Raw genomic sequence first — 26879 nt, 5'->3', positions numbered from 1 at the left:
CAATTAAGCAAAAAAATAGCGCCGTTAGGCGCTATTTAAGTTTCATATCAACTTAGGAATTAAAAACTAAAACTTAATTTTGCGTAGTAGGTCATACCATCAAAACCATAAGGTAGTGCACGAACAGGGTATTTGAATGCTTTATTTGTAATAAAATCAAGCGCTTCATCTTCGCCTAGTTCGTCTGGCGTTACATCAAAGATATTATCAATACCCGCCGATAGCATGAGTTCGTCAGTTAGCTGATAGCCCACATTAACATCCACTAATACCGCCGATTCTACCGTGCTTGTGTCTTTAAACTCATCGGTAGGTGATAGCTCATCAGGCAAACCAATGTGGTCATTACCAAAGTATTTAACGTCTGTTTCACCATAGTAATTAAAGCGTAGCATGCTGTTGAAATCGCCACGATCGTATTCAAACGTTAGCGTTGCACGCTCACCTGGTTGACCGTCTGTCAAGAAACTACGTTGTAAATCATCAAGGGCGATTGATTCAGGAATACCCTCTGGTGCATTTACATCATCAATTTCAGTTTCGTTAATGTTACCCGCGAAGGTTGCTGAGAAATTACCGTCGTATAAATCGGTGCGGTACGAAGCAATAATATCAACCCCTTTAGTGGTTGAATCAACTGAGTTTGAGAAGTAGTTGGCTTGCTGTGCCCCTGTTGCATTAAGCGCAGCCACAGCCTCGGCACTAAATGCCACATCGTCCGCCGACATTAAGCTGCCAAGGGTAATTCTGTCTTTGATCTCTACATGATAAAAATCAACAGTTAATGATAAATCGCTGGTTACGTTATAAACAAAACCTGCACTTAAGTTTTCAGAGCTTTCAAGACCTAGACTATCAACGCCAAGTGCTGATGGGAAATCAGAGCCCGCAGTTGCTGTGAATGATTGCAATAACACACCACCAGCACCTAGGTTTGTAGTGTAAGCAGTGTACGCACTTTGTTGCAATGATGGCGCTCTAAAGCCAGACGAAATCGCACCACGCACGGCAAAGTCATCGGTAATTTCATAGCGGGTAGCTAGCTTACCAATGATGTCATCACCGGCATCAGAGAAGTCTTCATAACGAAGCGCAGTACTTACTTGCCATGCATCCGTGATCAACGTTTCGGCATTCACATAAAATGCATAGCTGTGACGACTCTCTTTATTTGACGCTTCAGGGCGCAAACCGTTATAAGCTTGGAAACCACACTCAGCAAATACGCTGCTGTCGTTTACCGCTGGGAATGAAGTATCTGAATTAGCTAAACCACACGCATAAGACGCTTCTTCGCCCGGCACGATTTCATAATTCTCTTTACGGTATTCAGCTCCCACTGATACATATAAAGGCTCACTGCGGCCAATATCAACAATACCATTCAGGTCTGCATTTACTGTTGTTTGATCAAACCTAAAGCCACCTGAGTAGCCACCATTAGGGCCTGCATTTGCAACAATATCAGCATCGCTTGCATCAGGGTTATTCGCAACATATTCAGCAGCATACGACGCATTTAGGGTGTTTTTTGACGTAAAATCATAACTGTTTTCACCATATACGGCAGATACGTCATAGCTCCAATCTGGATTTAACTCACCGCGTAAACCAAGTGAAAACGAAATATCTTCAGCTTCGTTATCGATACGAGGTAAAAAGCCATCGCCATATACTTGCACCACGTTCTTCGCTGCTTGGTCAAAGTTACGATAAAAACCATTACCTAGCGCAGTACGGTTTGAGTATCCGCCAAATGAGTAAAGCTCAGTCTCACCGAATGGTAACGCCATGTTATAAAACACAGACGTAAATTCGCTATCAGCATTACCTTGCCCCCAACGAACCTCGTCAGATAGCGTACCTGCTGGTACATCAACTGAGCCACCAGTATCACGCTGGGCGCGGTTGGTGCCATCAGCATCACGGTATTCTAAAGAAAAGTTAATGAAGCCGCCTTCATCACCTAAATCAAAACCCCGGTTTAAACCCATTGAAATAGTGTCACCATCGCCTTCACCTGTGCTACCCGCTTGCACATAGCCCGTTGTTACACCAGTTGAATCGTTTAACGATAAGTTGATAACACCAGCAATCGCATCTGAGCCATATTGCGCCGCAGCACCATCACGAAGTACTTCAACGCCTTTTAAAGCGGTAAGCGGAATCGCGTTCATATCGGTACCTGCAGCACCGGCACCTACAGTACCATTTAAGCCAAAAATAGATTGGTTATGACGGCGCTTACCATTGATAAGCACTAACGTTTGGTCAGGCTGTAAACCACGAAGAGTCGCAGGTCTAAATAAGTCAGAGCCATCTGACACTTGCGTGCGTGAAAAGTTAAATGAAGGAGCCGTCGCTTGCAGACTTTGGCCGAGCTCAGTAAAACCACCTTTGTTTAGGTCATCTGCATCAATTAAATCAACGGGTGATGTTGATTCGGTAGCCGTACGATTAGCAACCCGTGAGCCTAATACAGAGATTTGTTCGATGTTTTTATCTGCTTTGGCAGCAGGTGCTTGCTCAGCTGCCTGCACTGAAGTCGCAGAAACAGCCACACTGACCGCAACGGCCAGCATACTTAAAGAATGTGTTGTCATGTGTATCCTGTTGATATTCTGGCTTTCCTTAAAACAAAAGACGCCCCTTTTGGAGAAATTTAGAAAAGCACTAAGCACGTATTATTGATTTTAAAATCACAAGTTTGAAAGCTAACTCAAGCCTGCGAGTTAACCTTTACAAAACATCCTATCAACAAATCCACAAAATGAAAGAAAAAAGAGGTACGACTTAGGTATAAATATTTCTATTTATAGTATTAATAGAGTTTCAGTGGTGGGAATTATTCACTTTACAGCAGAAATAAGCAAAATAATGCAACTATCAGCTTATCTCTACTGAGGTGAGGAGTATTTACTTATCTTGTTCCAACATCGCCAGCTTTTCATCTTCAAGCATTAACGCCATAGTGGCAATTTCAGATAAACTCTCGTCTAGTGCGTTAAAGAAGGTCACAAACCCTTCGCCTAGTTTATCTGGTTCAGGGTGGTTTGCTAGCGCCTGATCCCACATTGCAAAGGTGGTAAGCAAATCGAGAGTTGCTTCAAAATTATCAATAAACAATTGACCATCTTCGCTTTCATTTTCTTGTTGACCATCCGCTTGCAGTAAAAATTGTAAATCGCTGTGCCAAATTTCTTGATTCACGATATAAGCTGCAATATAGCCGCTACAAAAATCTTGCAGTGCTTGGCTTGGCTCATTGCTGTTTACTTCATTTGGATATAATTCGGCTAAAATCTTCTTTTGTTCAACTTGTGCTTCGGTCACATTATCGAGCAGCTCAATCATTGCATCGCGTGGCTCAGAATCCGTCATTAAGGTGTTGAATACCGCTTCATCATTATCAGCAATGTAATTGGCAAGCTCTGACTCTCCAAAAAACTCTGAACAGGCTAACAAACCAGACATATAGCCAAGCACTTGATCCAAACTCACTTGATTCGTTGCACTTTGACTGGCGAGATAGTTGTTAAAAACATCTGAACTTTGTTGATTGAGCATAACGTGCCTTTTCAATAATTTTAAATGGGTTTAGCTCTACACTAGCGAATCCACAAATTTTTGCAACAACTGAAATACTGTCAACTAGTTACCTGACTCAAAACAGGAAATACGCAACTCATTCTTGTGCCAATTCCTTGCGAGCTTTGAATATCAATTCGACCTTTATGTTCATGCACAATAGCATACACCATCGTCATACCCATGCCGGTACCTTCTCCTACTGGTTTAGTAGTGAAAAAAGGATCATATATTTTAGCGATGGTCTCTGCTGACATACCAATGCCATTATCTTCAATGTCAATATATATGTGTTGCTCTAGCTCATAAACATTGATAGTAATTTTTGTTTGAGAGTCTTGATTATCGCAAGCTTGTTTAGCATTAATTAAAAGATTAACAATTACTTGGCTAATAGCAGCTAGATTACACCAGCTTTGAGATATTGGGCTATATTGCGATTGCAAATGACAATTTCTTAATTGATTAGTAAGAAGTTTCACCGCACTTGTCACTGCATCTGTCATATCAGCAAACTGCATATCCTGACTTTTAGGGCGAGAAAAATTCAACAAGTTCGACACTATTTTACTAATCCGTTGCAAACCTTGTTCTGTATCATCAATTAAATCAGGTAAATCATCAGCAACAAACGCAAAAGAGTGTACTTGGTTTAGATCCACCAGCTGTTGATGAAAAGCCTCTTTGTCTATGTGATTTTCACTAAACTCGCTACATAATTTCAGTAGCTTGCTGAAGAAACCACAGTAGCTTTTCAAACTATCAAGGTTACTCATACTATAAGCAAGCGGGTTATTAATTTCATGTGCGACTCCAGCACACAATGTGCCTAAAGTTGCCATTTTTTCAGCTTGAATAAACATAGCTTGATGATGCTCTAAATCAGCAACTTTTTGTTCAAGCTCACTATTAACAGCTACCAGAATCCGGCTTTTATCGGCAAGCAATTGTTCGGCCTCTTCTCTGGCCGCTTTCTCTAATAAATAAGCTTGTTTAAAATCATCCATTTTAATCTCAAACTGTGTTTGTCTCTTTTAAAACCTAGCACAAGGCTTAATTTAAGGCTATGTTATTGATTAACGATGATTCATAGTAAAATGGCATGGCAGAGCAAATTAGCAAACAACATATTCAGGTTTTATGCATTGATGATGATGAAATAGTGCTGCGAACTCTTTTGCGGTTATTATCAGCTAACAATATCACCGTAAAAGCCTGCTCAGATCCCAAAGATGGACTTAAAACTCTAGCTAATTATAGTTTTGATGTAATTATCTGCGACATGCGTATGCCAAGCATGAATGGGGCTGAGTTTTTCGCACAGGCACTCACCATTGCTCCTGAACCACAGCGTATTTTACTAACCGGTTACTCAGATATAGAAAACACGATTGCTGCAGTCAATATCGGTAAAATTCATACTTACATACAAAAACCATGGCAAAACGAATTACTACTAAGCAATATAAATGATGCGATAGAAAAAACATCTTTGAAACGCCAGAATCAACAGTTAGAACAAAAAATTAAAGCGCAAAACAGCCAACTAAAAGAGCTAAACAACAACCTTGAGCAAATGGTAGAAAAGCGCACACAACAAATCCGTAAAGTATTAAAACAACTTGAAACAGTAAATGAACGAGAGAAGCATGAGCATCGCGCTACTTTTGAGATTTTATATAACTTTATAAATGCCAACCCTTACCTAGATGGAACACAAGCTCAAAATATTGCTGCTACCTGTAAACAACTAGCCACGCGCCTTGGTCTAGACAATCAACTTATAGAAATGACAGAAATGGCAGGATACTTATCACAAATAGGTCTACTTGCAATGGAGCCAGAGCTTTATAAAAAACCAACTAAAGAGCTCACTGAAACACAACGAAAACTATTTTATACGCACCCAAGTACAGCACAATTAATGCTCATGCCTGCGCCTCACTTAAGTGATGTATCTGAAGCAATTTATTACCAATTTGAACACTATAATGGGACAGGAAAACCGAAAGGGTTAAAAGGGAATGAGATTCCAAAAGCCGCGATGATATTAGCTGTAGCCCGTGATTTTTGGCAAGCCGTTGCACAACTTTCAAGCTCAGAGAGCAGTAATTTTGAAAGGGCTCGCGATCAATTACAGCTCTATAGCGGAACATACTACCACCCAAAAATTTTAGAAATATTTAATAGCTTAGAAATTAACTGTGCGAGTGTTCAAAATGTTGGCACTATGAAAATTCTTTCAGCACAAAACCTTAAAAATGGCATGGTGCTTGGTCACGCGCTCAGAAATTACGACGGTATTTTACTGTTGCCAAAAGGGCATGTATTTGGCCCTAAATCGATTAATAAACTGCAACAACTAGAATCGAAAAAACCGAACCCTTTCAGGATCATGATCAAAAATTAGCGAATAAAGTGATCACATAGTCAGCTTACTTCGTTACAATGTGATTTATATTACGATTACTTCATACAGGAGCACTCAGTGTCGCGATTTTCCGCCATTACCGATAAGCCGCACGACGGCCGATTCAACAAAAAAACGGGCATTTTACTGACCAACTTAGGGAGCCCAGACGCCCCTACTACCGCGGCACTTAGAACATATTTACGCGAGTTTTTATCAGACCCACGAATTGTCGAGATCCCGCGTTTCATTTGGATGATCATCCTTTATTGCTTTGTACTTACGTTACGCCCAAAACGTTCAGCAGCACTTTATAAAAGTATCTGGACTGAAAACGGCTCACCGCTTACTCATATTACCCGAGAGCAAAGCAAAAAGTTAGCAGCCCTTTTAAAAGACAAAGGACACCACGACACCGAAGTAGTTATGGCCATGCGCTACGGTAACCCTTCAATTGAAGCAGGCCTTGAAGAGCTGCGCGAAAAAGGTATCACTCGCGTGATTGTGCTGCCTATGTACCCACAATATTCAAGCACGACCATTGGCTCAACATTTGATGCAGTATCAAATGTGCTTCGCAAGTGGCGCTGGGTGCCAGAGCTGCATTTTATTAATGGTTATCACGACAACCCGACTTACATTGATGCTCTAGCCGCTAGCATTAGCGAAGATCTAAATGCCCATGGCACGCCACAAAAGTTGGTGTTTTCGTACCATGGTACACCTAAACTGTTTTTAGAAAACGGCGACCCTTACTACTGTTTTTGTATGCAAACCACCCGTTTAGTGGCTGAGAAACTTGGCTTTGAAAAAGACTTTGCTGTAACAACCTTTCAAAGCCGTTTTGGTAAAGCTGAATGGTTGAAGCCATACACAGACGCAACCCTTGAAAGCTACCCTGCTGAAGGCATTAAAGACGTTGCAATTTTAAGCCCTGCGTTTAGTGCCGACTGTTTAGAGACACTAGAAGAACTCGAAGGCGAAAACCGCGAAAACTTTGAACACGCAGGCGGTGAAAAGTACCGCTACATTCCTGCATTGAATACCCGCGATGACCATATCAATGCGATGTTTGAAGTAATAAAACCATTACTTAAATAACGAAAGGCCCTAGCTATTATATACAGTAACTAGGGCCTTTTTAATATTGAAGCGTGTCACTAATCTTTGCGTGTCATAACCAAAGTCACCGTACCTGCAACAATTCCCCAAAATGCAGAACCAACCGAGAACAAAGTTAGATTAGACGCTGTGACCAAAAAGGTCACGATTGCGGCTTCGGTGTAATACGCCTCAGTTAAAGCTTGCTGTAAGCTACTGGCAATAGTGGCAAATAGTGCGATACCCGCCAACGCCAAAATCAATGCCTGTGGCAAGCTTGCTACCAAACCAACCAAGGTTGCCGCGAGGAGCGCCATAATAATGTAAAACACCCCACCAGCAATGCTTGCCCAATAACGTTTTCTTGGATCTTTATCAGCCTCAGGGCTCATACAAATGGCAGCGGTGATAGCCGCTAGATTAATGGCATAACCACCAAGTGGTGCAATAAATACATTTAATAGCCCGGTTACATTTAACGCTGCCGACACAGGGGCTTTATAGTGATGCGCTTTTAATACAGCAATACCTGGTAAGTTTTGCGACGTCATAGTCACAATAAACAGCGGTAAACCAACACTTATCATGGCGTTTAAATCAAACTCAGGTGCAATGTAAGCAAACTCGCTCATTTTCCACTGCCAGCTAGAGGTATCAATTTGCCCAGTTACACCTGCTATTAAAAATCCCGCCACAACCACTGCGAGCATAGCAAAGCGTGGAAAGTAACGTTTTCCACATAAATAAACAGCCACCATTAACCCAATCACTAAAGGCAGCTCGTTCATAAAGTTGAACACATCAATACCAAAATTCACCAACACGCCTGCAAGCATTGCACAGGCCAGTTGACTTGGGATCTTATTCATCATTTTTTCGAACACGCCAGTAATGCCAGACAAAAACACCAGCGCAGCGGAGAACATAAACGCGCCAACAGCTTGATTTAAGCTATAGCCTTGGGCACTTGAAATAAGGAGTGCCGCTCCGGTTGTTGACCACGCGATAAGAATAGGCACCTTGTAGTAGTAAGACAACGCAATTGAGCTGACGCCCATAGCAAGACCAAGCATTAATACCCAGCTAGCAACCAAATCAGGTGTGCCACCTAACACCATAACGACCTGATAAATAAGTGCAATTGAGCTAGTAAAACCAATAATAACGGCCACTAACCCCGCAGTTGCTCGACTGATGAGCTGACTCATGTACACACACTCCTTGCAATTAAAAATCTACCATATCCTATGATATGCCAGATGGCACTGTACACTTTTGTAGTATTTTAAGATTAATTTACTATACAGAAGAGGCATTTACTGCAATGCCAAACATTAACAAAATTTAATTTTCTCTCCACCTTCAAGCAATCCTTACTTAGTTAAACTGCAAACACTGACTAATTTAAGGACCAATCATGACAAAACTAATCAATCAAAATCGCCTATCTATTATTTCGTTAGCAACAATCAGTGCACTACTTTCAGGCTGTGGCAGTAGTAGTAAGAGTGAGGAACCGGTACAAAATACTCTCACTTTGCCAAGCTTATTAGTCGGTGAGGTAAGTGCGATATCAAGTAATAGTATTACAGTTAACCAACATCAAATAGCCACAAATAATGCTGACATTGAGGTGGATGACAACCACGCATTAATCAGCGATCTAAAAGTGGGTATGATGGTTGAAGTTGAAACAAATGGTAAAGAAGCAACTCAGATTGATTATGATCCAAGTTTTAAAGGGCCTGTTAGTATCAATGAACAAGGCGCTACAATTGCGGGCTTCAAGTTAAATAATTTAAATACCGAAAACCTTTCAAATGGTAGCCTGGTTGAATTAAGCGGTTATAACAATAGCCATAGTGAATTCACGGTTACCTACCAACAACCATTATCTAACAGCGCAGAATTAGAACTCGAAGGTTTCATAACAGATCTAAACACTGCCTCTTATACTTTTAAACTAGGTGATTTAACTGTTCAATATCAACAGGCAGACATCGACGGCGCATTAGAAAACAATCAATTCGTTGAAGTAGAGGGCCGCTTAGAAGGTAACTTATTAATGGCACAAGAGGTTGACGCTGAACATAACTTTACAGCTGATGACGATCTAGATACAGCGCTTTTTGGTACAATTACCTTCATCAACAATGACGCTTCCTTGGTTACCCTGAACAATCAATGGCAAGTGAGTATTACCGATCAAACTAAATTTGAAGATACCACTCGCGCTACATTAACCATAGGAGATACGATAGAAGTGGATGCCATCTGGCAGCAAGCTAACAATTGGTTTTTAGCCCACGAAATAGATCTGGAGAAAAGCCACACTTCGCCTAATTTAAGCAGTAATTTTAGTGTTTCTGGCTTTGCCAATTACAGCAATGGCAACATTATTATCAATGGCATCAGCTTGAAAATCACAAATAGAACCGTTTTTGAAGATGGGTTAACAGCAGATACTCTTTCAGGTGAATGGTTAGAGCTTGAAGGTCTTATTGATGGACAGAGCTATATTGTCAGTGAAATCGAACGTGATAACAGCAATGAACCTCTTGAATTAAAAGGCATAGTAACAGTAACTGAATCGCAACAGGCTAGTTTATTCGGCTACATCAGTGAAGATAACAGCTTAGCGAGTTTTACAGAACAATATGTTGATCTAGAATGCCAGTGGGTACAAGATAACATCGTACGTGCATGTAAGCTTGATGATTAACAACAAAATACAACAATGGCAGCACTAAACGTGCTGCCAAACTAATGTCGAAATATTATGAAAAAACTAGTTTTAACTTGCCTGTGCTTAATTTCTGGCCTTGCTTTTGCTGCAAGTTCAGCCATTTTTAATATGCTAGATTCAAGCACAGCCCCCGCCCCGACTGAAGTTTTATATAACATAGAACAGCACTATGCGAAAAATGCCGTTATTGTTGAGTTTGAGCTGGAAATTGAAAATGGTCAAAGCGTATTCGAAGTCACTTTATATGAAGCTAAAAAACAACGATTTATCGAATTACTTTTAGACAGTGCGGGAAAGGTAATAGAGCTTGAATATGAAGCTCCGGAGCTTGATGAACAAGAAGAAATAGCAGCTGCTAATTTGATGAGCCGTAAAGGTTACACATTACATGGTTTAGTAACTCAACTAGATAGTGAGCCAACACACTACCTAATTGAAGCCCAATTAGAGCAAGACATGGGTATCACATACATGGTCGCCACATTCGTAACCAGCAAAGGGCGTCACAAAAAAGCGATTGATCTTGAGACGGGTAAGAACTTACCTTTGCTTCGTTGGGGCAATTAATGAAACTATTATTAGTTGAAGACGATCAGCAAAATCGCGAGTTTTTATACAAGGCTTTTATTGAGCAAGGCTACACATTAGATTGCGCAGAAGATGGTCAACAAGGGCTTATGCTAGCGACGTGTGAACATTACGACGCGATTATTCTAGATCGTATGCTTCCTAAGCTTGATGGTTTACAGGTATTGTTAGCATTAAGAGCAACCGGCAAAACAACGCCAGTATTAATACTATCAGCACTAGATAAAGTAGACGACAGAGTGACAGGTTTAAAAGCCGGCGGTGATGATTATCTAACAAAACCCTTCTCTTTTTCTGAATTAGCTATTCGAGTCGAAAACTTAATAAAACGGCATACCTTTCATGCCCCACTGAGCACTAAAATTAGTCTTGCCAATTTATCGCTCGACTACAGTAATCAACGAGTTGAAGTAAACACTAAAACTGTTAATTTACAGCCCAAAGAATTTAAATTGCTTAGGTATTTATTAGATCACCAAGACAAATTAGTCACCCGTACCTTATTGTTTGAATCGGTATGGGAATATCATTTTGATCCTGGCACCAACGTTATTGACGTGCATATTGCGAGGCTTCGTAAAAAGCTCACAGAAGCGTCCGCGCAATTAGAAATCGAAACAGTTCGCGGTGTCGGCTACCGCTTAAAAGCTAGTGAGAGTTAATGTACGAAAATAACCTACGTTTGTTCGACCCAAGAAAAAGCTCAGTTTGGCGTTTAACATTGGCCTTTGCAGCAATTACCGCTGTTACTTTATTACTTGCGATTACTTTAATCTACCAACTGTTACTTGGCGAGCAAAGCCGTCAAGTTGAACGGCGCCTTGATGCCGAAAAAACACGTATCGAAGCGCTCGCCTCCGAATTTGACAAGCAAAGCTTTTTTCAACAGCTGGATGTTTTCAGAAGCGAAGGTGATGTTTTAATTTTTTGGCAGAGTGATTATGAACAAAGCCAGCAGCTAAGCTTTTTACCCGATAATATCCCCTCACTCCCTGAAACAGTTGTTTTTCCTGTTCTTGATACCGGACGAGGTCAAATACGCCTACTCACAACAGGCAAAGTTAAAACCGTTTATGGCAATATCGTGCTTGCCACTGCCACAGAGCATTTACAACGTTTAATCATCGATTTCAAATCAATCGCTAGTTGGACTTTTATCATAGCAATAGCGTTAACAGGCTTGTTTGGTTACCTATTTTCTCGTCGACATTTGCGTCGTGTAAACTACTTCAATGCAACAGCCGAACAAGTCCAAAATGGCAACTTAAGCGCGCGTTTATCCCATAAAGATAAAGGTGATGAATTTGATCGTTTAGCAGCTCACATCAATACAATGCTTGATGCAGTAGAGGAAAATTTCGCTTTGGTACAGGGAATTACCGATAATATCGCTCATGATCTAAAAACCCCACTGACACGATTAAAACTTAATTTAGAGCAGCGTTTACAAAAGCTGCCAGAAATGGGCTACGAGCTTGAACAGCTCAATAGTATCATTAACACCTTTGACGCCATGCTAAAGCTCACACGTTTAGAACATGGACAATTTCCGCTGCAGCTCGAAACAATTGATAGTAGTCAACTTGCCAATGATATTAGTGAAATTCTGCAACCCAGTGCCGAACAAAACGGTCAATCAATTGATGTCGCTATTTCTTCATCTTGGCAATTAAGCGGTGATCGAAACCTGTTGTTTCAAGCAATTTTTAACCTAGTCGAAAATGCTATAAAGTACGCTGGTAAGGGCGCAACGATTAAAATAATAATTGCTGAAAAAAGTATATCAGTTGTCGACAATGGTAAGGGTGTCAATGAACATGATTTACAACAGCTCACAAAACGCTTTTATCGCAGCGATCCGGCGCGTCAAAAAGAAGGGTTTGGTTTAGGCCTTGCAACCGTACAAGCAATTTGCAACCGCCATTCACTCAACTTATTTCTAAGTTCAGAAAATGGCTTTTGTGCAAAAATAACCGAAGATTAAGCTGCGCTCTCAGCTGCTTTTTCTTGCGCTTCTGGTTTTGTGGGCTTATCAAAAATACCTAAACGAATGCGAATAAAGTGCAAAATCTCTTTGGCTACGTCAATACCCAACGCACCTTCTAAGCCTTCAAAGCCAGGGCTTGAGTTTGCTTCACAAATTTTAAAGTGCTGCTCATCAAACAATAAATCGATGCCTGCTACATCAAGGTTGAGTACGTTCGCTGTTTGGGTTGCAAGCCATTCGATTTCTGGCGTAATAGGAAATGACTTACCTGTGCCACCTGCACTAACATTGGCTTTAAAGTTTTTACCCTGTGAGTTACGTTCCATACATGCAACAGCACGACCACCGATAGTAAGTACTCGCAAATCACGGCCATGACTGGACTTAACAAACTGCTGTAAAATGATGTTTGCTTGTGGATTTGCAGCCTCAATCAGCTGCATTAAGTCATCAAACTCTTCTTTTGATTTTGATAAAAATACACCACTCCCCTGCGAGCCCGATAAGGTTTTAATAACCACAGGGAAGCCAATTTGCTTTTCAACCAAATCAATATTCACCGGAAATTTAACCAACATGGTATTTGGCGTTGGTAAATTACACTCTGCAAGAATTTGCTGTGCAAATAATTTGTCTTTTACTGTTTCGATGGATTGCGAACTGTTAACACAGTACACACCTAAACGTTCAAGGTGGCGAATAATCGCTAGCGCAAAATAAGTTGTACTTGCCCCCATGCGAGGGATAACAAAATCGGGGAGCTCAACTGACTTACCATCAATTAAAATACTTTTACCGTCTTCACGGGTAATAGTCAGGTCAAATTGATCAGGCGAATAAACTTGTAAATCTATGCCCTCTTCTTCGGCTGCAGCAAGTAAACGTTCTACTTCATAGGTTTCTTGTTTTAACAAGCCTTGGCTATCTTTATAAATGATCCACCCGCGCATGCTTGGTACCTCTGGTCTTTGAGTTTCGGTGACAAAAAAACGCGGATTATGCTGAGCATTCAAAGCCGAGTAAAACAAATTAATTTTATCGACACGATAATAAAAACCACTACTTAGTGATTAACCATTGACCGGGTTGTTAACTTAAGGTAAAAACTAACAATGAGTTAACATAAAACCCCGTAAGAGAAACATGTGAACAGGACGCTTGCATTAATCTTCATTCTGCCACTTACAGCATTTGCACTGAATGAATGGCACATTCAAAGTGATGGTTTTAAAACAAAACCAAGCACACAGCAGTTTGTTGCCTCTTACAAAGCGCAGGCCGACCAAATAGCCCCACAGCCCATTGTGAACTTAACTGCGCCGCTTAATCAGCTATCTAATCATGCGCACGATTATCTATATAAACAAGGCCGTTTGCCTGACCAATTAGCAAACACCGCATTCAGCGAATTTGATTTAGACACCCTAAAAACCTTACAACCCGGCGATCACTTTATTTTAGTGATCGACGAATACCTCAGTTACACCGTCGAAATTAGTAACATTATTGAAGCCAGCAATGGCGATAGAAGTGTATTTGGCAAAGTCAATGATCATGCTAAAGCAGGCCATCAAGCCGTGATGACCCTCACAGAAAACACCCTACAAGGCCAATTTGATGCCGGTAATCAAAGCTACAAGTTTCAAAGCCATGGTGAGTACGGGTGGGTAACGAAGTTGTAGGTAACGGGTGTAAGTCTGTAGCTGCGATTTTACATCGCGTCCAAGAACCTAAATCCTAGCGCCCAGTGCCTAATGTATTAATTCGTAGGCGTGAAACTTGTTTCGCGCGAAATAAATTTCACGCCTACGGTATCGTATTTAGCCTTAGTAATGTGCTGGCACAAACTAACTCAAAGCTTACTGCTTCATAGCCGGCCACAAACTTGCGCCGTCGCTGTCGATTGGGCTTAAAATCTCAAGGCCTAGAATTTTGGCGATCAGCGGGTACACATCTAAATTACTTACTTCGTCTAAACGAAGGCCTTGTTTAAAGGCGGGGCCAGTGGCGATAAAGGTTGCGGCCATATCTTCGCTGTAAGCGTAACCATGAGTGCCTAGATAACCAGCCATTTTACTGTCGGTAAACACACGAGGTGCGTCGGTTTGTAAAATAATATCGCCAACGCGCGGGCCTTTATTATAGTGATAATCACGCTTTTGCTGCTCGCTTAGCACGACGTAACGACCATCTGCGGCTTTAGCAAGCTTTTTGCTGAACCCGTTGATGTCTGCTTTGCTATCTGGTTTTGCATAATATAAAACCCGAGGGCCAGTGTTTTGCACGATGAAGTTTTCATCTTGCGGCAAGCTATCAATTTTAATGCTAAGGCTTGGATCTACCGACGTCATTCCGTGATCAGACACAATCACCAAGTTAATGTTTTCATCAAGCGCTTTTAAACGGCTCGATAAATCAGCCATTAAACTATCGAGCTTTTGCACTGCGTCATAAGTCTCTTTGGCATCTGGGCCAAACTCATGCCCCATGCTATCCACCAGCGAAAAGTAGCTTATAACCAAACGTGGACGCTGCGCTTTTGGTAAGCTCAACCACTGAATAATTTGATCAACACGCTTTTGGTAATCACTGTGTTTTGAATAATGATAAAAGTAATCAGGCAACATACCGTTAAAGCGCGCATCTGATTCAGGCCAAAAATAGGTTGCGGCTTTTAAGCCCTGCATTTGCGCTAGGTTCCAAAGCGGAATACCACTCACCCAAGTGCTATCATCTTTCCCTTTCCCCATTTTGTAACAGTCGTTGCGCTCAGTATCACAAAAGCGGTTCTCGACAATGCCATGATTAACCGGCAACAAGCCGGTAATAATCGACAAATGATTCGGGAAGGTTTTGGTCGGGTAAACAGGACGCATTTTGCTAGCTCGTACGCCCTGCTCACTGATTGCTTTTAAGTGTTTTGCATGGTGTTTTTCAATATAATCCCAACGAAAGCCATCTATCGAAATAAGGACCACAGATTGCTCTTGCTCCGCTTTTACAGCCGAGCTAAACATTAATATACCCGCTAAAACTAATTGCCAAATACGCATGCGAAACCCTTTTAGTTCAATTTGTTAATTTGCTCAGAAACGTTACCAAACTGTTTTGAAAATTTTGTGATCATGCTCTCAAGCTTTTTCACACTACGCTTTAAACGTGAGCCGTTTATTAGGCTATAAATAAAGCCCCAAACGCCTGTAACCACACTTAATACAATAAACACAGCAACCGGAAGGCCATCTAAATGTTCGACCACTTGCGGGTAATTATTGAGTAAATCAATCCCGACATCTGGTACGAGTGTATTTATCAACGGGTAAAAATCTTGAGCATCAAAGTACCACGCTAGCCCTATTGACGTAAGGCCAAGCAGTACCATACGGTTAAAACCATGTACCATACCAAAGCTACGTACTGATGAGTTGCCATAGGCAATGTCTTTACTCACATTAACCGCATACTCTCGGTAATACTTATAATAACGCTTTGTGTCTACACTGCTGTAGGCGTAATACACCCAATCGCCGATATCAACTGAGCCCAATAAATCTTCACCGGCTTTAAAAACAAACGGCTCACCAGTGGCCGTTTCAAGCATAATTTCGCCTTTTAAAGTCGTGCTACGATTGCGATATACCTCTACGCGCTCTTTTACATCGCTACCCACATACATGCCACCTCGATAGGTGGTTGTTGTTTCAGTGGTGGTTACTGTTTCACGTGTTTCATTGGCATGTGCGCTTTGCTCTTTTTCTAATACTTTACCAAGCACAGCACGATGACGAATAGTGCCTTTTTCGTTACGTGCCCAAACATTTTTATGCACGTAATCGTTTTCATACGCAAGACTATATTCATCCATAATGGCATGCTCAAGCTCAGCGATACTAGTTGGTTTGGTTATAGTTGGCTCTAACGCTTTTTGAATGCTAATAGCTTGCTCATCATCTTTTGCAAGCGACTGTTCGTTTGCAGCAATCGCTTCAACATGTTGCTTAGCACCACAGCAATAGCAATGTGCCGCATCTTGGCTGATACGCTGCTGACACGAGATACAAATAACATCTGACTTACTCGGCGTTCTTGCCAGCATGTTATAACCCAATTGATTTAGGGTGGTCGATAGCATCACATCTGTTGCCGCTAAAATCGCATCATACTTTGCTTCTTGTTTGGCTTTGGCTTTTTTATGGTAGTTTTGCTCTGCCATAAACACCCCAATTGCCACAGGCAATGACGCAAGTAGCGCAGGCAAAAACTCAAGCTTTGCAGCGAACAACATGATTAAGAATGTAATAACACTTAGCACCAGCCACAATATCGTTCCACCAGTGTAGTTTCGGCTAATGGTTTTGTCCCAGCTGCGATATTGCTGATCGGCAAAATGCACAATCACAACTGGCATAAAGCGGTCATTTTTAACTACCCGCCTAGCATTGCCATCAGCAATGCGATAATTAAGCGTTAACGGTGTTTCCTGAAAAGCAGTGATCACATTACCCTTTTGTAGGTTAGCAATTACATCTTTTTCTGCATCAACACTAAACTCATGAATAATGCCGTCTTTGTCTTCTACTTCTAGCCACCAATAACCATATAACATGTTGTCGTTATTGGTTTTATAGCGGCGCTTATAGTAATACATTGACTTCACAACACCTGTGATCGTACCCGCTTGTGGCGCATAGTTTTTTACATCAACCAGTAAATCAGGGTTGAGTTCCTCAACCGTGTGCATTTGTCTTTTTTGCTCAAGTGCTTCTCCACAATCACAACAGTGGAGGTCGGTGGCATACACCGTATTTTGGCAATGTTGCATTTTCATTCCTTGCTAATTACTTGCTTAAATCAATGGTTAATGTTTGTTCACCAGCATCAACTTGGTGCCAACGTCGATACGTTTTATATCCAGGCGCCGATACTTGAATATCATAAGCACCCGTTTTTAACGTCATGCCAGGACGATACTTCGGGCCGATATTCATGATACGAATTGTGGCATTCGGCGCATTCGTGGAGATTGTTAACTTAGTTTTTTGCTCAACCATGTATTGTCTGCGCTGCTGTTGTTCTGCACTTAAGTTGGCATCGCCATGACGCAAAATATCAACCTTAGCTAAAGCATGGCTCACTGGACTAAAACTCTCGTAAATATGCAGTTTTTCTTCAAATTCTAAGCCTAGAGGATGCAGCAAAGGCTGGGCATGCAAAGTCCAACGAATCGCATAACTAAACACCGGATTGCTCGATTCATCGACCTTGTCTAAAAAGTAGTTAACAGGGCTTTGGTCGTCTTCAGTAAAGGTGTTATGCACAAACATTACTGGCACTATCAAAATCAGCGCTGGCATAATCAGCTTTTGCAAAACAGATACAGCAGTGGTTGGTTGCTTTTCTTGCTGAGGTTTAATCAATTGCCATAGTTTTAACGGCAGCTTGCTAAAGGTTAAGCAAATCAAAAACAGTGACAACGACATCGAAATAGGCGGAATAATCACCGAACGCAATGCTTGTTTACCGTACTCAGCATACTCGCCACCATCTGCAAATTTACCTTCTGAACTATTGAGCATGGCAAGGTACTTATCGGTACGTTTTGCAATGTTTGGATCAAGCACCTTGTCTTTAAAGTTCTTTTTATTCCAATCGGCGCGAATGTTTTTCACATATAAATCGCCCATTCTGTCGGCAATTTTAGCTTGAATTTGCGGGTGTAACTGAAACGCAACCCAGCTTAAGTTTGGCTCTAAGCTCATGCCACGTTTACGCATTTCGCTTTGCCATTGTGCATTCGCTTCGTTGGTAACTTTGGTTGCGACTGCATTAGCAAACGCTTGGCGTTGATTCACATTCCAATTGCTTTCAAGTTGTAAACCTTTACTAGCAAAGTGTGCTCTAAGCTTGTTTTGCGTTGTTTCGTGAGTACGAAACGCCACTAAGTTTTCAACCGTAAACGGGTAACCTGTCTCGCTAACAAACATCTTATGAAAGTTCGGATGCTGTAAAAAACGCAGTTGATAATGATCGGGATCATCGGTGTATTTGTAGCGTTTATCCTTAAGACCACCATCGCCACCGGTTGCTAAACTTGCCGCTTGCAGAGCTGTATAAACACCGCCAGTGAGCACCCCCATCAAAATAGTGCCTGCGGCATTTTCTGCAGCCGAGATTTCTTCTTCGATAAGCCAGTAATCAGGCTCTATATAGCCAATACCCGCTTTTAAAATAGTGCTTCGGTAGTCTGCTGCTTCGCGCTCATAGCAGCGATTACGGCGATCTTTTTCGCTGCTCTTATCATAACGCTCACGGCATTTAGCGATACTGTGATGGTAATCATAAATCTTAGGGCCATACTTTTGCGCTCGTGCCGATGCTTTGGCAATGTGGGCTTTTTGTGCTTGCTGATACTTGCTCCAGCCACTGTTGATCTCTTGCTCAACTTGCTGCCAATAACCTTGTTCACGTTCACCTATACCAGCCAAAGTGTTGTTATACTTTTTACTGCCATCAGCATAGGCTTTGTATTTAACCACCAGCTCATCATATAGCTGGCTGTAGTTTTTATAATGTTTATCAAAATCTTGATACGCTTTCTTCTGCACAAAAGCAGCGATGATCTTACGTTTATCTTGCTCTAAATTATCTGAAAGTGCGGCATCGCTATACAGTAAGCCACCAAATAGCGCCAAAAAGGTTAAGTTCTCTGAACTATGTAATTGCTCAGGGTTATAATCGAGATCATTCACTTTAATCGAGTTAATTGCTAGAGCATCACGCAGTGCTGCACTGTACGTAGCAAACTGACGTTGCTCTGCTGTAGAGGGCTCAATCAAGGTCTTTTCAATTACATACTTCTGGCCAAAAAACACCACTGGCCAAACTAAACACAGTAAAGCGATAAACGAGATAAGTCCGCGGCCAACTTTAGCAACCATGGCTTTAGGTAAAAAGTCAGCTAACAGCAGCGCAACACCTACTCCAGACACTGCTCGGCCATAAATTTCAAGGTGTTCAAGATCTTCTGCTGAAGGAGTGCCTAACCCTACTAATGACACTAATTGGGCATTAAAAATTGCTTCGGGTAATAAATATAAAGTAGCTAAAACAAGTAGCAAGCAGCGCCACCAAAACGGCTTTATTAAATCAGTCATAGTTTTGTTCTTATTGTTTTTTACGTAGTTCTAGTTCAACAGCAGGATCTGTTTCTAGGCTAAAGTCTTCATCGGCTTGGCGAGTCCCTATTTCTAAATTAGGCGCTGAAGGAGTCGATGTTACTTTGGGAATATAAGTTTGTGCTTGAGTTGATTTAAGCGTGCCGCCCACCGCAGGATAAAGCTGATTAGCTTTATAAGCATACAGCTCATCTAAGCGTTCTAAATCAAGGTCTGCAGGCATACTAGCAATTAACTTAGCTTCTGGGTCATCACTAAGAAACGGCTGCATTTTTGGCAACTCGAACACAGAACAAAAACCATATACGGTGTCGTCCATGATCACCGAGTCTGGACGCAGCGAACGTGACTGCGCTAATAAGCTGCGCTCATGATAGTCGTGACCATTAATTGAATATGTAGCAATCATAATGCCGCGCGCTTTAGCAACTGGTTTCAAGCGAGCTGCACTTTGCTTGTAATGACGAATATCAAGCACATAGCCAAAGTTACGTTTTAGCTGCTTTGCCAATTTATCAAGCTTAACAGGGCTGTCGTAACGCTTTTCACGATGGTAACGATTTCCAAGTGCTTGCAAGCTTTCAAGTTCTTCTTTGTTACGCTCATAAATAGGATCACTCCCAGCACCGCGTTTTAGATCGCTTGCTAGCTTATTCATTGAGGCTTTTGCCGGTGATTGAATAAATGCCAAATAAATGTCTGGGTTAATGTCGCGCATACGAGTAAGGTTGCGCATTTCTAAGCTACTAAAAAAGTAGTTTCCGCCGCCAACAAACTCATATGCCAAGTAATCAAGCATTTTTAAATCGTTAACTGAGGCCTTTGATTTTATTTCGATATTCAGTTTTTGATGGGGTTTACGATAGCGTGCAAACGTAGCTGCTAGCTCTCTAAATGATGGCGGCATTTTGTCGGTAAGTAGCCCAGTATCTTGATTACGATGACGTAAATAGCCCCACTCTTTTTTGTAGTTCATCGACTCAATTTTACGACGCTTATTATCAACCGTGCCTGTTTCGCGGCCGGTGCGAGCATCATGATGCACAACCCACATATCGTCACGGGTAATACGCACGTCAATTTCAACAACATCAAAGTTGTTGTCGATAGCATCAATTACTGCGTTAAGCGAGTTTTCGGCGTAGCGAATTGAGCCACGGTGACTTTGTAAATTAAAGTTACTGCATTGCCTCGTTGTAGCGTAATTGATATTACCTAGCTGACTTTCGTAAAAACCACGGGCGCGAAGTGCATCCTGTTTGGCCTTAATGGCATTTTTTTCGACTACTGTTAAGGTGTTTTCAGTACTTGTTTCAGGGGTACTTTTACAAGCAGTTAAACCAATACAATACAAAAGAATACTGGCTAGCAGCCATGTTTTTTTAGACAGAGTTTGCATCATTGCTATACAGCCAAAAGGCTTTCCTTTCTAATTCAAGATAATGAAGAAGTGCGTGAAACTGAATAATATATGAATAAAGGACTTAATTTAAAGTAATAACTTTAATAAAAATGAATATTTTAATTTAAGATACAAGCTGTTAGATTAAATTTAATAACTAGCAAAGTTTTGCTAACAACATATAAAAGCCCGATTTTTACCGCTTTGTGGGAACGAAAAATGATCGATTTTGGTAAAAAAATTACCCCAGCACGCGAAATGCGTTCTACCAATAATTTACACACTGCGCTTGAAAGTGATCGGGGTCGTATTATTAACAGTGCAGCAATTCGCCGCTTACAACAAAAAACCCAAGTATTTCCACTTGAGCGCAATGCCGCAGTGCGTTCACGGCTGACTCACTCGCTTGAAGTGCAACAGGTAGGCCGCTTTATTGTGCAAACCATTTTTAATAAGCTCAGTGATGCAAAGCAAAAAGAATATGGCCTAGCTGGACTTGAGCGGCCACTAGAAAGCCTCGTTGAAATGGCCTGCCTAATGCACGATATTGGCAACCCACCGTTTGGTCACTTTGGCGAAGCAGCCATTAATCAGTGGTTCGAGAAACACTTAGACTCACTAACCCCAGAGCGCTGTAAAGGCATTGGCATCAGCGTGATTTTTAAACACTTAGCCCAAGATATAAAAAGCTTTGAAGGTAATGCCCAAGGTATTCGTATAATTCATTCATTACTTTCACTAAATTTAACCTACAGCCAAAGTGCCGGAATTTTAAAATATACCCGCCCGGCCAGCATGGCAAAAAAAGACAGCCCACAAGATAAAAACTACTTGATGAAAAAAGTGGGTTACTATTTTAGCGAAAAGCCTTTTGTTGAAGCACTGCAAAATGAGTTAGAGATTGAACAATATTGCCGCCATCCAGCAAGCTACATTATGGAAGCCGCTGACGATATTTCGTATTGTTTAGCCGACATAGAAGATGCGGTCGAAAAAGGCATTATTAGTGTCGAGTCGCTTTGCGACAAGCTAAAAGAGCAATACACCCGCACACTCACAAACCTAACCATAGACGATACCAAACACAGCGACTTTGCCGAAAAAGCCATTGATTATGCGTTAAGTAAAGCGCAAGAGCAGCCATACAATTTTAACAGCGAATTTTTTATCTACTTACGCGTGACCTTGCTACACCCATTAGTAAGCTACGCAGCAGAGCGTTTTATCAGCAATATCGAAGCCATTTACCACGGTGATTTTAATCAAGCTTTATTAGAAGATCGTAGCCACCTGCACGCTGTCACGCTCACCTTAAAACAAGTGGCATTAAAGCACGTTTTTTGCCACAAAGAGGTAGAGCGCTTAGAGCTGCAAGGTTATCGAATCATTAGCGGTTTACTTGATTGCTACAAGCCCTTACTTGCCCTTGACGCCGATGCTTTTAAACGGGTTTTAAAAGGCGATCAACACTACTTAATTGAAACTCGTCTAGTGAAAAAACTATCTAATAAACATTTAAATAGCTATCAAAAAGCCATTGATGCCCTAAAAGCCGAACCGGATCATTTTACCGCCTACGAGTTCTATTATCGCTGCCGCTTAATTCAAGATTACATCAGCGGAATGACCGACCAATTTGCTTATGACGAATACCGAGCGCTCATGGTGAACGATTGACTTTGCTATTTCGCTGAAATTATTTAATGAATGTGGATAAATTGCCCTACTGGGCTTAGAATTAACTCATTGTTTGGGTAACCAGATAAACCTTACTGGTCAGGAAACTATGCCAATTATAAAAACAACTTTATTACTATTACTTGCAAGTCTGAGCTTTACATCAAAAGCACAGTACAACGAAGCTATGTGTATTTTGTTAAAGCAACAAATGCATGAGTATCGTAACAACACTAGCAACAAAAATTATCGTTCAGCTGCCAGAAATTACGAAAAAAATTGCCAAAATCCTACCCCACTCAATAATGGTTCAAACCTTAAAGTTCAGCAACAGCCAACACAACCCGTTGAACCAGTAATTCAGAGTAATAGCACCCGCTCAACTCAACATTCAGGAGCAATACAAGGTACGCCTGAAGAACCAACACAGCCTACAGTTGAGCAAGCATCAGAGATTATTGAGCCGCAACAGCCTGCAGAACAATTACAAATAGAGCCAGAACCACTAGAAACGCAAAATACACAGCTAACACCACCAGTGCAGCAAACAGAAGAGCCCGCTGACGTTGATCGCATTATAATCTCTGATACTCCGACAGAAACTGTGGCTGAGCCTGTAACCTCTCCTGTGATGGAACAACAGCTTGATAACGCAGCGCCTGACAGTTCGCAAAACAGTGAAACTACAGATGTAAGAAAAGCTGTCGAGGCAGAACCTGTTGAGCCAGCATTTACACCGGAGCCTGCTGCTCCTTATGAAAGTGAAAATAGTTCATCAAGCTCATTATTAATGCCGAGTTTAATTGTCTTGCTAGTACTACTTATTGCAGGCTTAGTGATTGTTCGTATTCGTCAAAATAAAAATACTGACGCAGACTCAGAGCTTGAGCAAAGCTTAATGCAAGCTAAAGCCCTAAAAGCAGCGGCCCAAGCGCAAGCTTCTGCAGAAAAAGAAGCCGAAGAACTTCAAGCAGCAACGGCTGCCGTGCTAGATGAAAACTCAGAGCAGTCACAGCAAGACACTGATTCATTACCTGACTTCACAAACGAATTAACCGAGAAAAATGATAACGACGATCTCTCTGAACTAATGCACTTTAGTACACAGCATGATAGTGAAAAGCCACAAACCCCATCTACACAAACAGCTGATGATTTTGCTGACGCCAAGCAATTTAATGACCTTGAACTTGGTTACGACGATAAAGACGTAAACGACTCTGATGACGACTTCTTAGATGAGCAACGAGGCCTAGAGCAAGAGCTAAAATTAGCGAGCCTTGCTTCATCTTACAGCATCAATGAAGAAACAGCTCCAAAAGCAGAGGGATCTAAACAAGATGAACCTGAACTAGAAGAACCGAGAGATTCCGCTTCGTCATCATTCGGCTTTGATGAGTACACAACTAAAGAACCAATTGCCGACGACGAGCCAGTTTTAGCTGAGATAGAAGCGCTAGAAAAACCTGAAATTGATGAGCTTGAGAAGCCAGAGATTGACGAGCCAAGCTTTACGAGTTCTTCATCATTTGGTTTTGATGAGTATAAAGCTAAAGAACCTATTGCTGACGATGAACCTGTTTTAACTGAGATAGAAGCGATAGAAAAACCTGAAATTGATGAACTTGAGAAACCAGAGTTTGACGAGTCAAGCTTTACGAGTTCGTCATCGTTTGGTTTTGATGAGTATAAAGCTAAAGAGCCTATTGCTGACGATGAACCAGTTTTAACTGAGATAGAAGAGCTAGAAAAACCTGAAATTGATGAGCTTGAGAAGCCAGAGATTGACGAGCCAAGCTTTACAAGTTCGTCATCGTTTGGTTTTGATGAGTATAAAGCTAAAGAACCAATTGCTGACGATGAACCTGTTTTAACTGAAATCGAAGCGCTAGAAAAACCTGAAATCGATGAGCTTGAGAAACCTGAGATTGACGAGCCAAGCTTTACAAGTTCGTCATCGTTTGGTTTTGATGAGTATAAAGCTAAAGAGCCTATTGCCGACGATGAACCTGTTTTAGCTGAAATCGAAGCGCTAGAAAAACCGGAAATCGATGAGCTTGAAAAACCAGAGTTTGACGAGCCAAGCTTTACGAGTTCGTCATCGTTTGGTTTTGATGAATACTCAACAAAAGAGCCTATTGCTGACGACGAGCCGTCTAGAGATGACGTGCCTGAATATGACTTATCGTCATTGATGGGTGATGATTTATCGTTTGCTGATCATTTTGCTGAAGATAAACAAACAGTCACGGCTCCAAGCACAACAGACGATCACGACGACATCAGCGATGATGATTTAGCAAAAGCCTTACAAGCGCTTGAACAAGAGCTACAGGACGAACCTGCGTCATTTAGCCCAGAAGAACCAACAAAACCTGCTGAAGATACGGTTGATTTGTCTGTCGAACTGAGTAACGACGATATACTAGAAGAGATGGCTAGTGACTCTGATGAAGCTGATAAAGAAACAAATTTAGAGACCGAGCAACAAGATGATAAGCCGTATAATCCATTTGCAAACTTATCACTTGATCCTACGTGGGATCCAAATTCTGACGAAAAGCCTGTGATAAAAAGTAAAACCAAACAGCCAAAATCACAAGCTCTTATTGATGCAGAAGAACGCGCTAAACAGCTTAAAACAGATGAGTGATTAAGTAACGAGAAACGAACCTGTAGCTGATTTTACATCGCGACCTAGCACCTAAAGCCCAGTACCTATTGTTTCCCCCGTAGGACTGGCTTTAGCCGGGAATGGTTTGAGTAAGTAACGAGAAGTGAGTTTCGAGAGACGAATTTGTAGCAGCGATTTCATATCGCGTCCTAGCGCCTAAAGCCCAATGCCTATTGTTTCCCCCGTAGGACTGGCTTTAGCCGGGAATGGTTTGAGTAAATAACGAGAAGTGAGTTTCGAGAGACGAATGTGTAGCAGCGATTTCATATCGCGTCCTTGCGCCTAAAGCCCAGTGCCTATGCTTGCATGGCGCGCGAAATAAATTTCACGCCTACTGTATACTCACTTCACCACAGGTCGTGGGCGCATCAACCAATGAAATATAAAAATCAGCCCAAAAAACACTGATACCGCTAAAACACATAATACAATTATATTGGTCGGTAAGAAGGAATCTGTTGTGTTGCTGTAGCGCTTTAATTGCTGTTGCGCACTCAGTTTTGCTCGTTCTGTTTTACTAGGCAGCACAAACTCATGAAACGAATCTGTCAGCTTAGCTTCAGAACGCGCGATTTGTGTATTCTTTTGCTGCCAGAGCGTATCAAATTTCTGAAATTGAAACTGTTTATTGTCAATACACCAATCTAGATATTTAAGCTCAAGAGGCTGATTAAAGCAGCGTGTTGGCATCACGTAAAAACGTTGCCACGCAGCTTGTTTTTCTAAATAAGCTTTTTGAGACAACGGTTTAGCTAGTTGGTTTTCAAGTAAACTAATATCAGGATTAAAAAGCGCAGCTTTACGGTCAGCTATTTGTTCATTGGTAAAACATGTTTCAGCAAATCGAGCAGATAAGTTCTGAATTTGCTGTTTATAAATTTCTATTTTATCAAGTACATGAGACTTTCTTAACGCAGATTGCAATTCAGCGCGCTCAGTTTGAATACTTTTGCACTCATTAGAAAGGATTGGCTCTTTCGCCCGTGTAGATACAGCTACTAGCAATAGCACTGTAAGCATTAAAGTCCGTTTAAACATGAATTTACGTCACTGTAAAATTTAGAGGTACAGACTAACAGCTTCAAATAAAACTGCAACAAATCTGCGCTAAATTCACCTGAAAGACTGATAAATTGCTAGTTCGATTTATGTTCTCACAAAGTGAAAGAGCAATAACAAATCTGAATATTAATTCTTACCAAAGTAAAACTGTTTATCATCCAATGCAAATTGCTCAAGTAACCACACTTTAAACAGCTGCATAACCAATACATAGGCAAAGAACAAACAGTCTCAGCCAAACTGTTTGCAAAACGCCCAATGGCCGCGTGTTTAACCCGCGAAAAAGCCAAACAAATTCTGCATATGCTGTAACCATTTCAACCTTGTAAACTAGGCTACGAATAGCAGTACTTCCCAGTAGCCTAGTTTTTTTCGGCACTAAAGTACCTTATATGGACTCCTCCTATTGCACAATACCCTTCGTTAATTTTGTCAGACTGCGTGCTTATATGCGGGCTCATAATGAGGA

General features: G+C 41.3%; 19 protein-coding genes. 9 read left to right on the top strand and 10 right to left on the bottom strand.

Annotated elements, in window-relative coordinates; translation table 11 throughout:
- Positions 1-59 precede the first annotated feature (59 nt).
- From BIZ38_RS06325 to BIZ38_RS06315, 3 genes are all read right to left on the bottom strand, one after another.
- Complete coding sequence (locus BIZ38_RS06325; protein ID WP_187489856.1) at positions 60-2603, bottom strand: TonB-dependent receptor plug domain-containing protein; 2544 nt, start codon at positions 2601-2603, stop codon at positions 60-62.
- 313 nt (positions 2604-2916) lie between these two features.
- Positions 2917-3567, bottom strand: coding sequence for a UPF0149 family protein (locus BIZ38_RS06320; RefSeq protein WP_138599362.1), 651 nt, complete (start codon positions 3565-3567; stop codon positions 2917-2919).
- An 80-nt stretch (positions 3568-3647) separates the two neighbouring features.
- Positions 3648-4595, bottom strand: coding sequence for a sensor histidine kinase (locus BIZ38_RS06315; RefSeq protein WP_054553444.1), 948 nt, complete (start codon positions 4593-4595; stop codon positions 3648-3650).
- 95 nt (positions 4596-4690) lie between these two features.
- Here BIZ38_RS06315 and BIZ38_RS06310 point away from each other — a divergent pair, with 95 nt between their 5' ends.
- Positions 4691-5998, top strand: coding sequence for an HD domain-containing phosphohydrolase (locus BIZ38_RS06310; protein ID WP_138599364.1), 1308 nt, complete (start codon positions 4691-4693; stop codon positions 5996-5998).
- Between the two features lie 78 nt (positions 5999-6076).
- Positions 6077-7099, top strand: a complete 1023-nt coding sequence (hemH, locus tag BIZ38_RS06305; protein ID WP_054553442.1) for a ferrochelatase — start codon at positions 6077-6079, stop codon at positions 7097-7099.
- A gap of 59 nt (positions 7100-7158) precedes the next feature.
- On the opposite strand, the gene BIZ38_RS06300 is transcribed toward hemH, so the two are convergent.
- On the bottom strand, positions 7159-8307 hold the full coding sequence (locus BIZ38_RS06300) for a benzoate/H(+) symporter BenE family transporter (RefSeq protein ID WP_138599365.1): 1149 nt from the start codon (positions 8305-8307) through the stop codon (positions 7159-7161).
- 209 nt (positions 8308-8516) lie between these two features.
- Between BIZ38_RS06300 and BIZ38_RS06295 the strand changes: the two genes are divergently transcribed.
- The 4 genes from BIZ38_RS06295 to BIZ38_RS06280 are packed head-to-tail and all read left to right on the top strand — an operon-like array spanning position 8517 to position 12417.
- Positions 8517-9821 carry a DUF5666 domain-containing protein gene (locus BIZ38_RS06295; RefSeq protein ID WP_138619794.1) on the top strand — a complete coding sequence of 435 codons (1305 nt, stop codon included), beginning with the start codon at positions 8517-8519 and terminating at the stop codon, positions 9819-9821.
- Between the two features lie 57 nt (positions 9822-9878).
- Positions 9879-10412 carry a hypothetical protein gene (locus BIZ38_RS06290; protein ID WP_054553439.1) on the top strand — a complete coding sequence of 178 codons (534 nt, stop codon included), beginning with the start codon at positions 9879-9881 and terminating at the stop codon, positions 10410-10412.
- The gene (locus tag BIZ38_RS06285) at positions 10412-11095 is read left to right on the top strand and encodes a response regulator transcription factor (protein WP_054553438.1); all 684 of its coding nucleotides are present in this window, start codon (positions 10412-10414) and stop codon (positions 11093-11095) included. The genes BIZ38_RS06290 and BIZ38_RS06285 overlap by 1 nt, the downstream gene beginning before the upstream one ends.
- Positions 11095-12417, top strand: coding sequence for an ATP-binding protein (locus tag BIZ38_RS06280; RefSeq protein WP_187489855.1), 1323 nt, complete (start codon positions 11095-11097; stop codon positions 12415-12417). Before BIZ38_RS06285 ends, BIZ38_RS06280 begins: the two co-directional genes overlap by 1 nt.
- On the opposite strand, the gene BIZ38_RS06275 is transcribed toward BIZ38_RS06280, so the two are convergent.
- Positions 12414-13370 carry a RimK family alpha-L-glutamate ligase gene (locus BIZ38_RS06275; protein WP_187489854.1) on the bottom strand — a complete coding sequence of 319 codons (957 nt, stop codon included), beginning with the start codon at positions 13368-13370 and terminating at the stop codon, positions 12414-12416. The two genes, BIZ38_RS06280 and BIZ38_RS06275, sit on opposite strands and share 4 nt — an antisense overlap.
- A gap of 195 nt (positions 13371-13565) precedes the next feature.
- Here BIZ38_RS06275 and BIZ38_RS06270 point away from each other — a divergent pair, with 195 nt between their 5' ends.
- Complete coding sequence (locus BIZ38_RS06270; protein ID WP_138619797.1) at positions 13566-14102, top strand: hypothetical protein; 537 nt, start codon at positions 13566-13568, stop codon at positions 14100-14102.
- 177 nt (positions 14103-14279) lie between these two features.
- Here BIZ38_RS06270 and BIZ38_RS06265 read toward each other — a convergent pair whose 3' ends face one another.
- Genes BIZ38_RS06265 through BIZ38_RS06250 form a run of 4 tightly spaced genes read right to left on the bottom strand, consistent with a single transcriptional unit; the run spans position 14280 to position 20997 of the window.
- Positions 14280-15473 carry an alkaline phosphatase family protein gene (locus BIZ38_RS06265; protein ID WP_187489853.1) on the bottom strand — a complete coding sequence of 398 codons (1194 nt, stop codon included), beginning with the start codon at positions 15471-15473 and terminating at the stop codon, positions 14280-14282.
- Between the two features lie 11 nt (positions 15474-15484).
- Entirely contained in the window at positions 15485-17242 is a 1758-nt protein-coding gene (locus BIZ38_RS06260; protein WP_187489852.1) for a hypothetical protein, read from the bottom strand.
- A gap of 16 nt (positions 17243-17258) precedes the next feature.
- Complete coding sequence (locus tag BIZ38_RS06255; protein ID WP_187489851.1) at positions 17259-19574, bottom strand: carboxypeptidase-like regulatory domain-containing protein; 2316 nt, start codon at positions 19572-19574, stop codon at positions 17259-17261.
- 10 nt (positions 19575-19584) lie between these two features.
- Entirely contained in the window at positions 19585-20997 is a 1413-nt protein-coding gene (locus BIZ38_RS06250; protein WP_262387562.1) for a glycerophosphodiester phosphodiesterase, read from the bottom strand.
- 219 nt (positions 20998-21216) lie between these two features.
- Between BIZ38_RS06250 and dgt the strand changes: the two genes are divergently transcribed.
- Together dgt and BIZ38_RS06240 are read left to right on the top strand one after the other, a co-directional pair.
- Positions 21217-22674 (top strand): dGTPase, encoded by a 1458-nt coding sequence (gene dgt, locus BIZ38_RS06245; protein ID WP_187489850.1) that lies wholly within the window; start codon positions 21217-21219, stop codon positions 22672-22674.
- Between the two features lie 109 nt (positions 22675-22783).
- Positions 22784-25327: a hypothetical protein gene (locus BIZ38_RS06240; RefSeq protein ID WP_187489921.1), complete on the top strand. Its 2544-nt coding sequence runs from the start codon at positions 22784-22786 to the stop codon at positions 25325-25327.
- A 363-nt stretch (positions 25328-25690) separates the two neighbouring features.
- On the opposite strand, the gene BIZ38_RS06235 is transcribed toward BIZ38_RS06240, so the two are convergent.
- Entirely contained in the window at positions 25691-26386 is a 696-nt protein-coding gene (locus BIZ38_RS06235) for a hypothetical protein (protein ID WP_138618960.1), read from the bottom strand.
- Positions 26387-26879: the final 493 nt, after the last annotated feature.

Source organism: Pseudoalteromonas sp. BZK2 (assembly GCF_014349195.1).
GTDB classification, from domain to species: Bacteria; Pseudomonadota; Gammaproteobacteria; order Enterobacterales; family Alteromonadaceae; genus Pseudoalteromonas; species Pseudoalteromonas simplex.
Note: the sequence above shows the minus strand (reverse complement) of the source record. Positions and strands in the feature narration are given on the sequence as shown.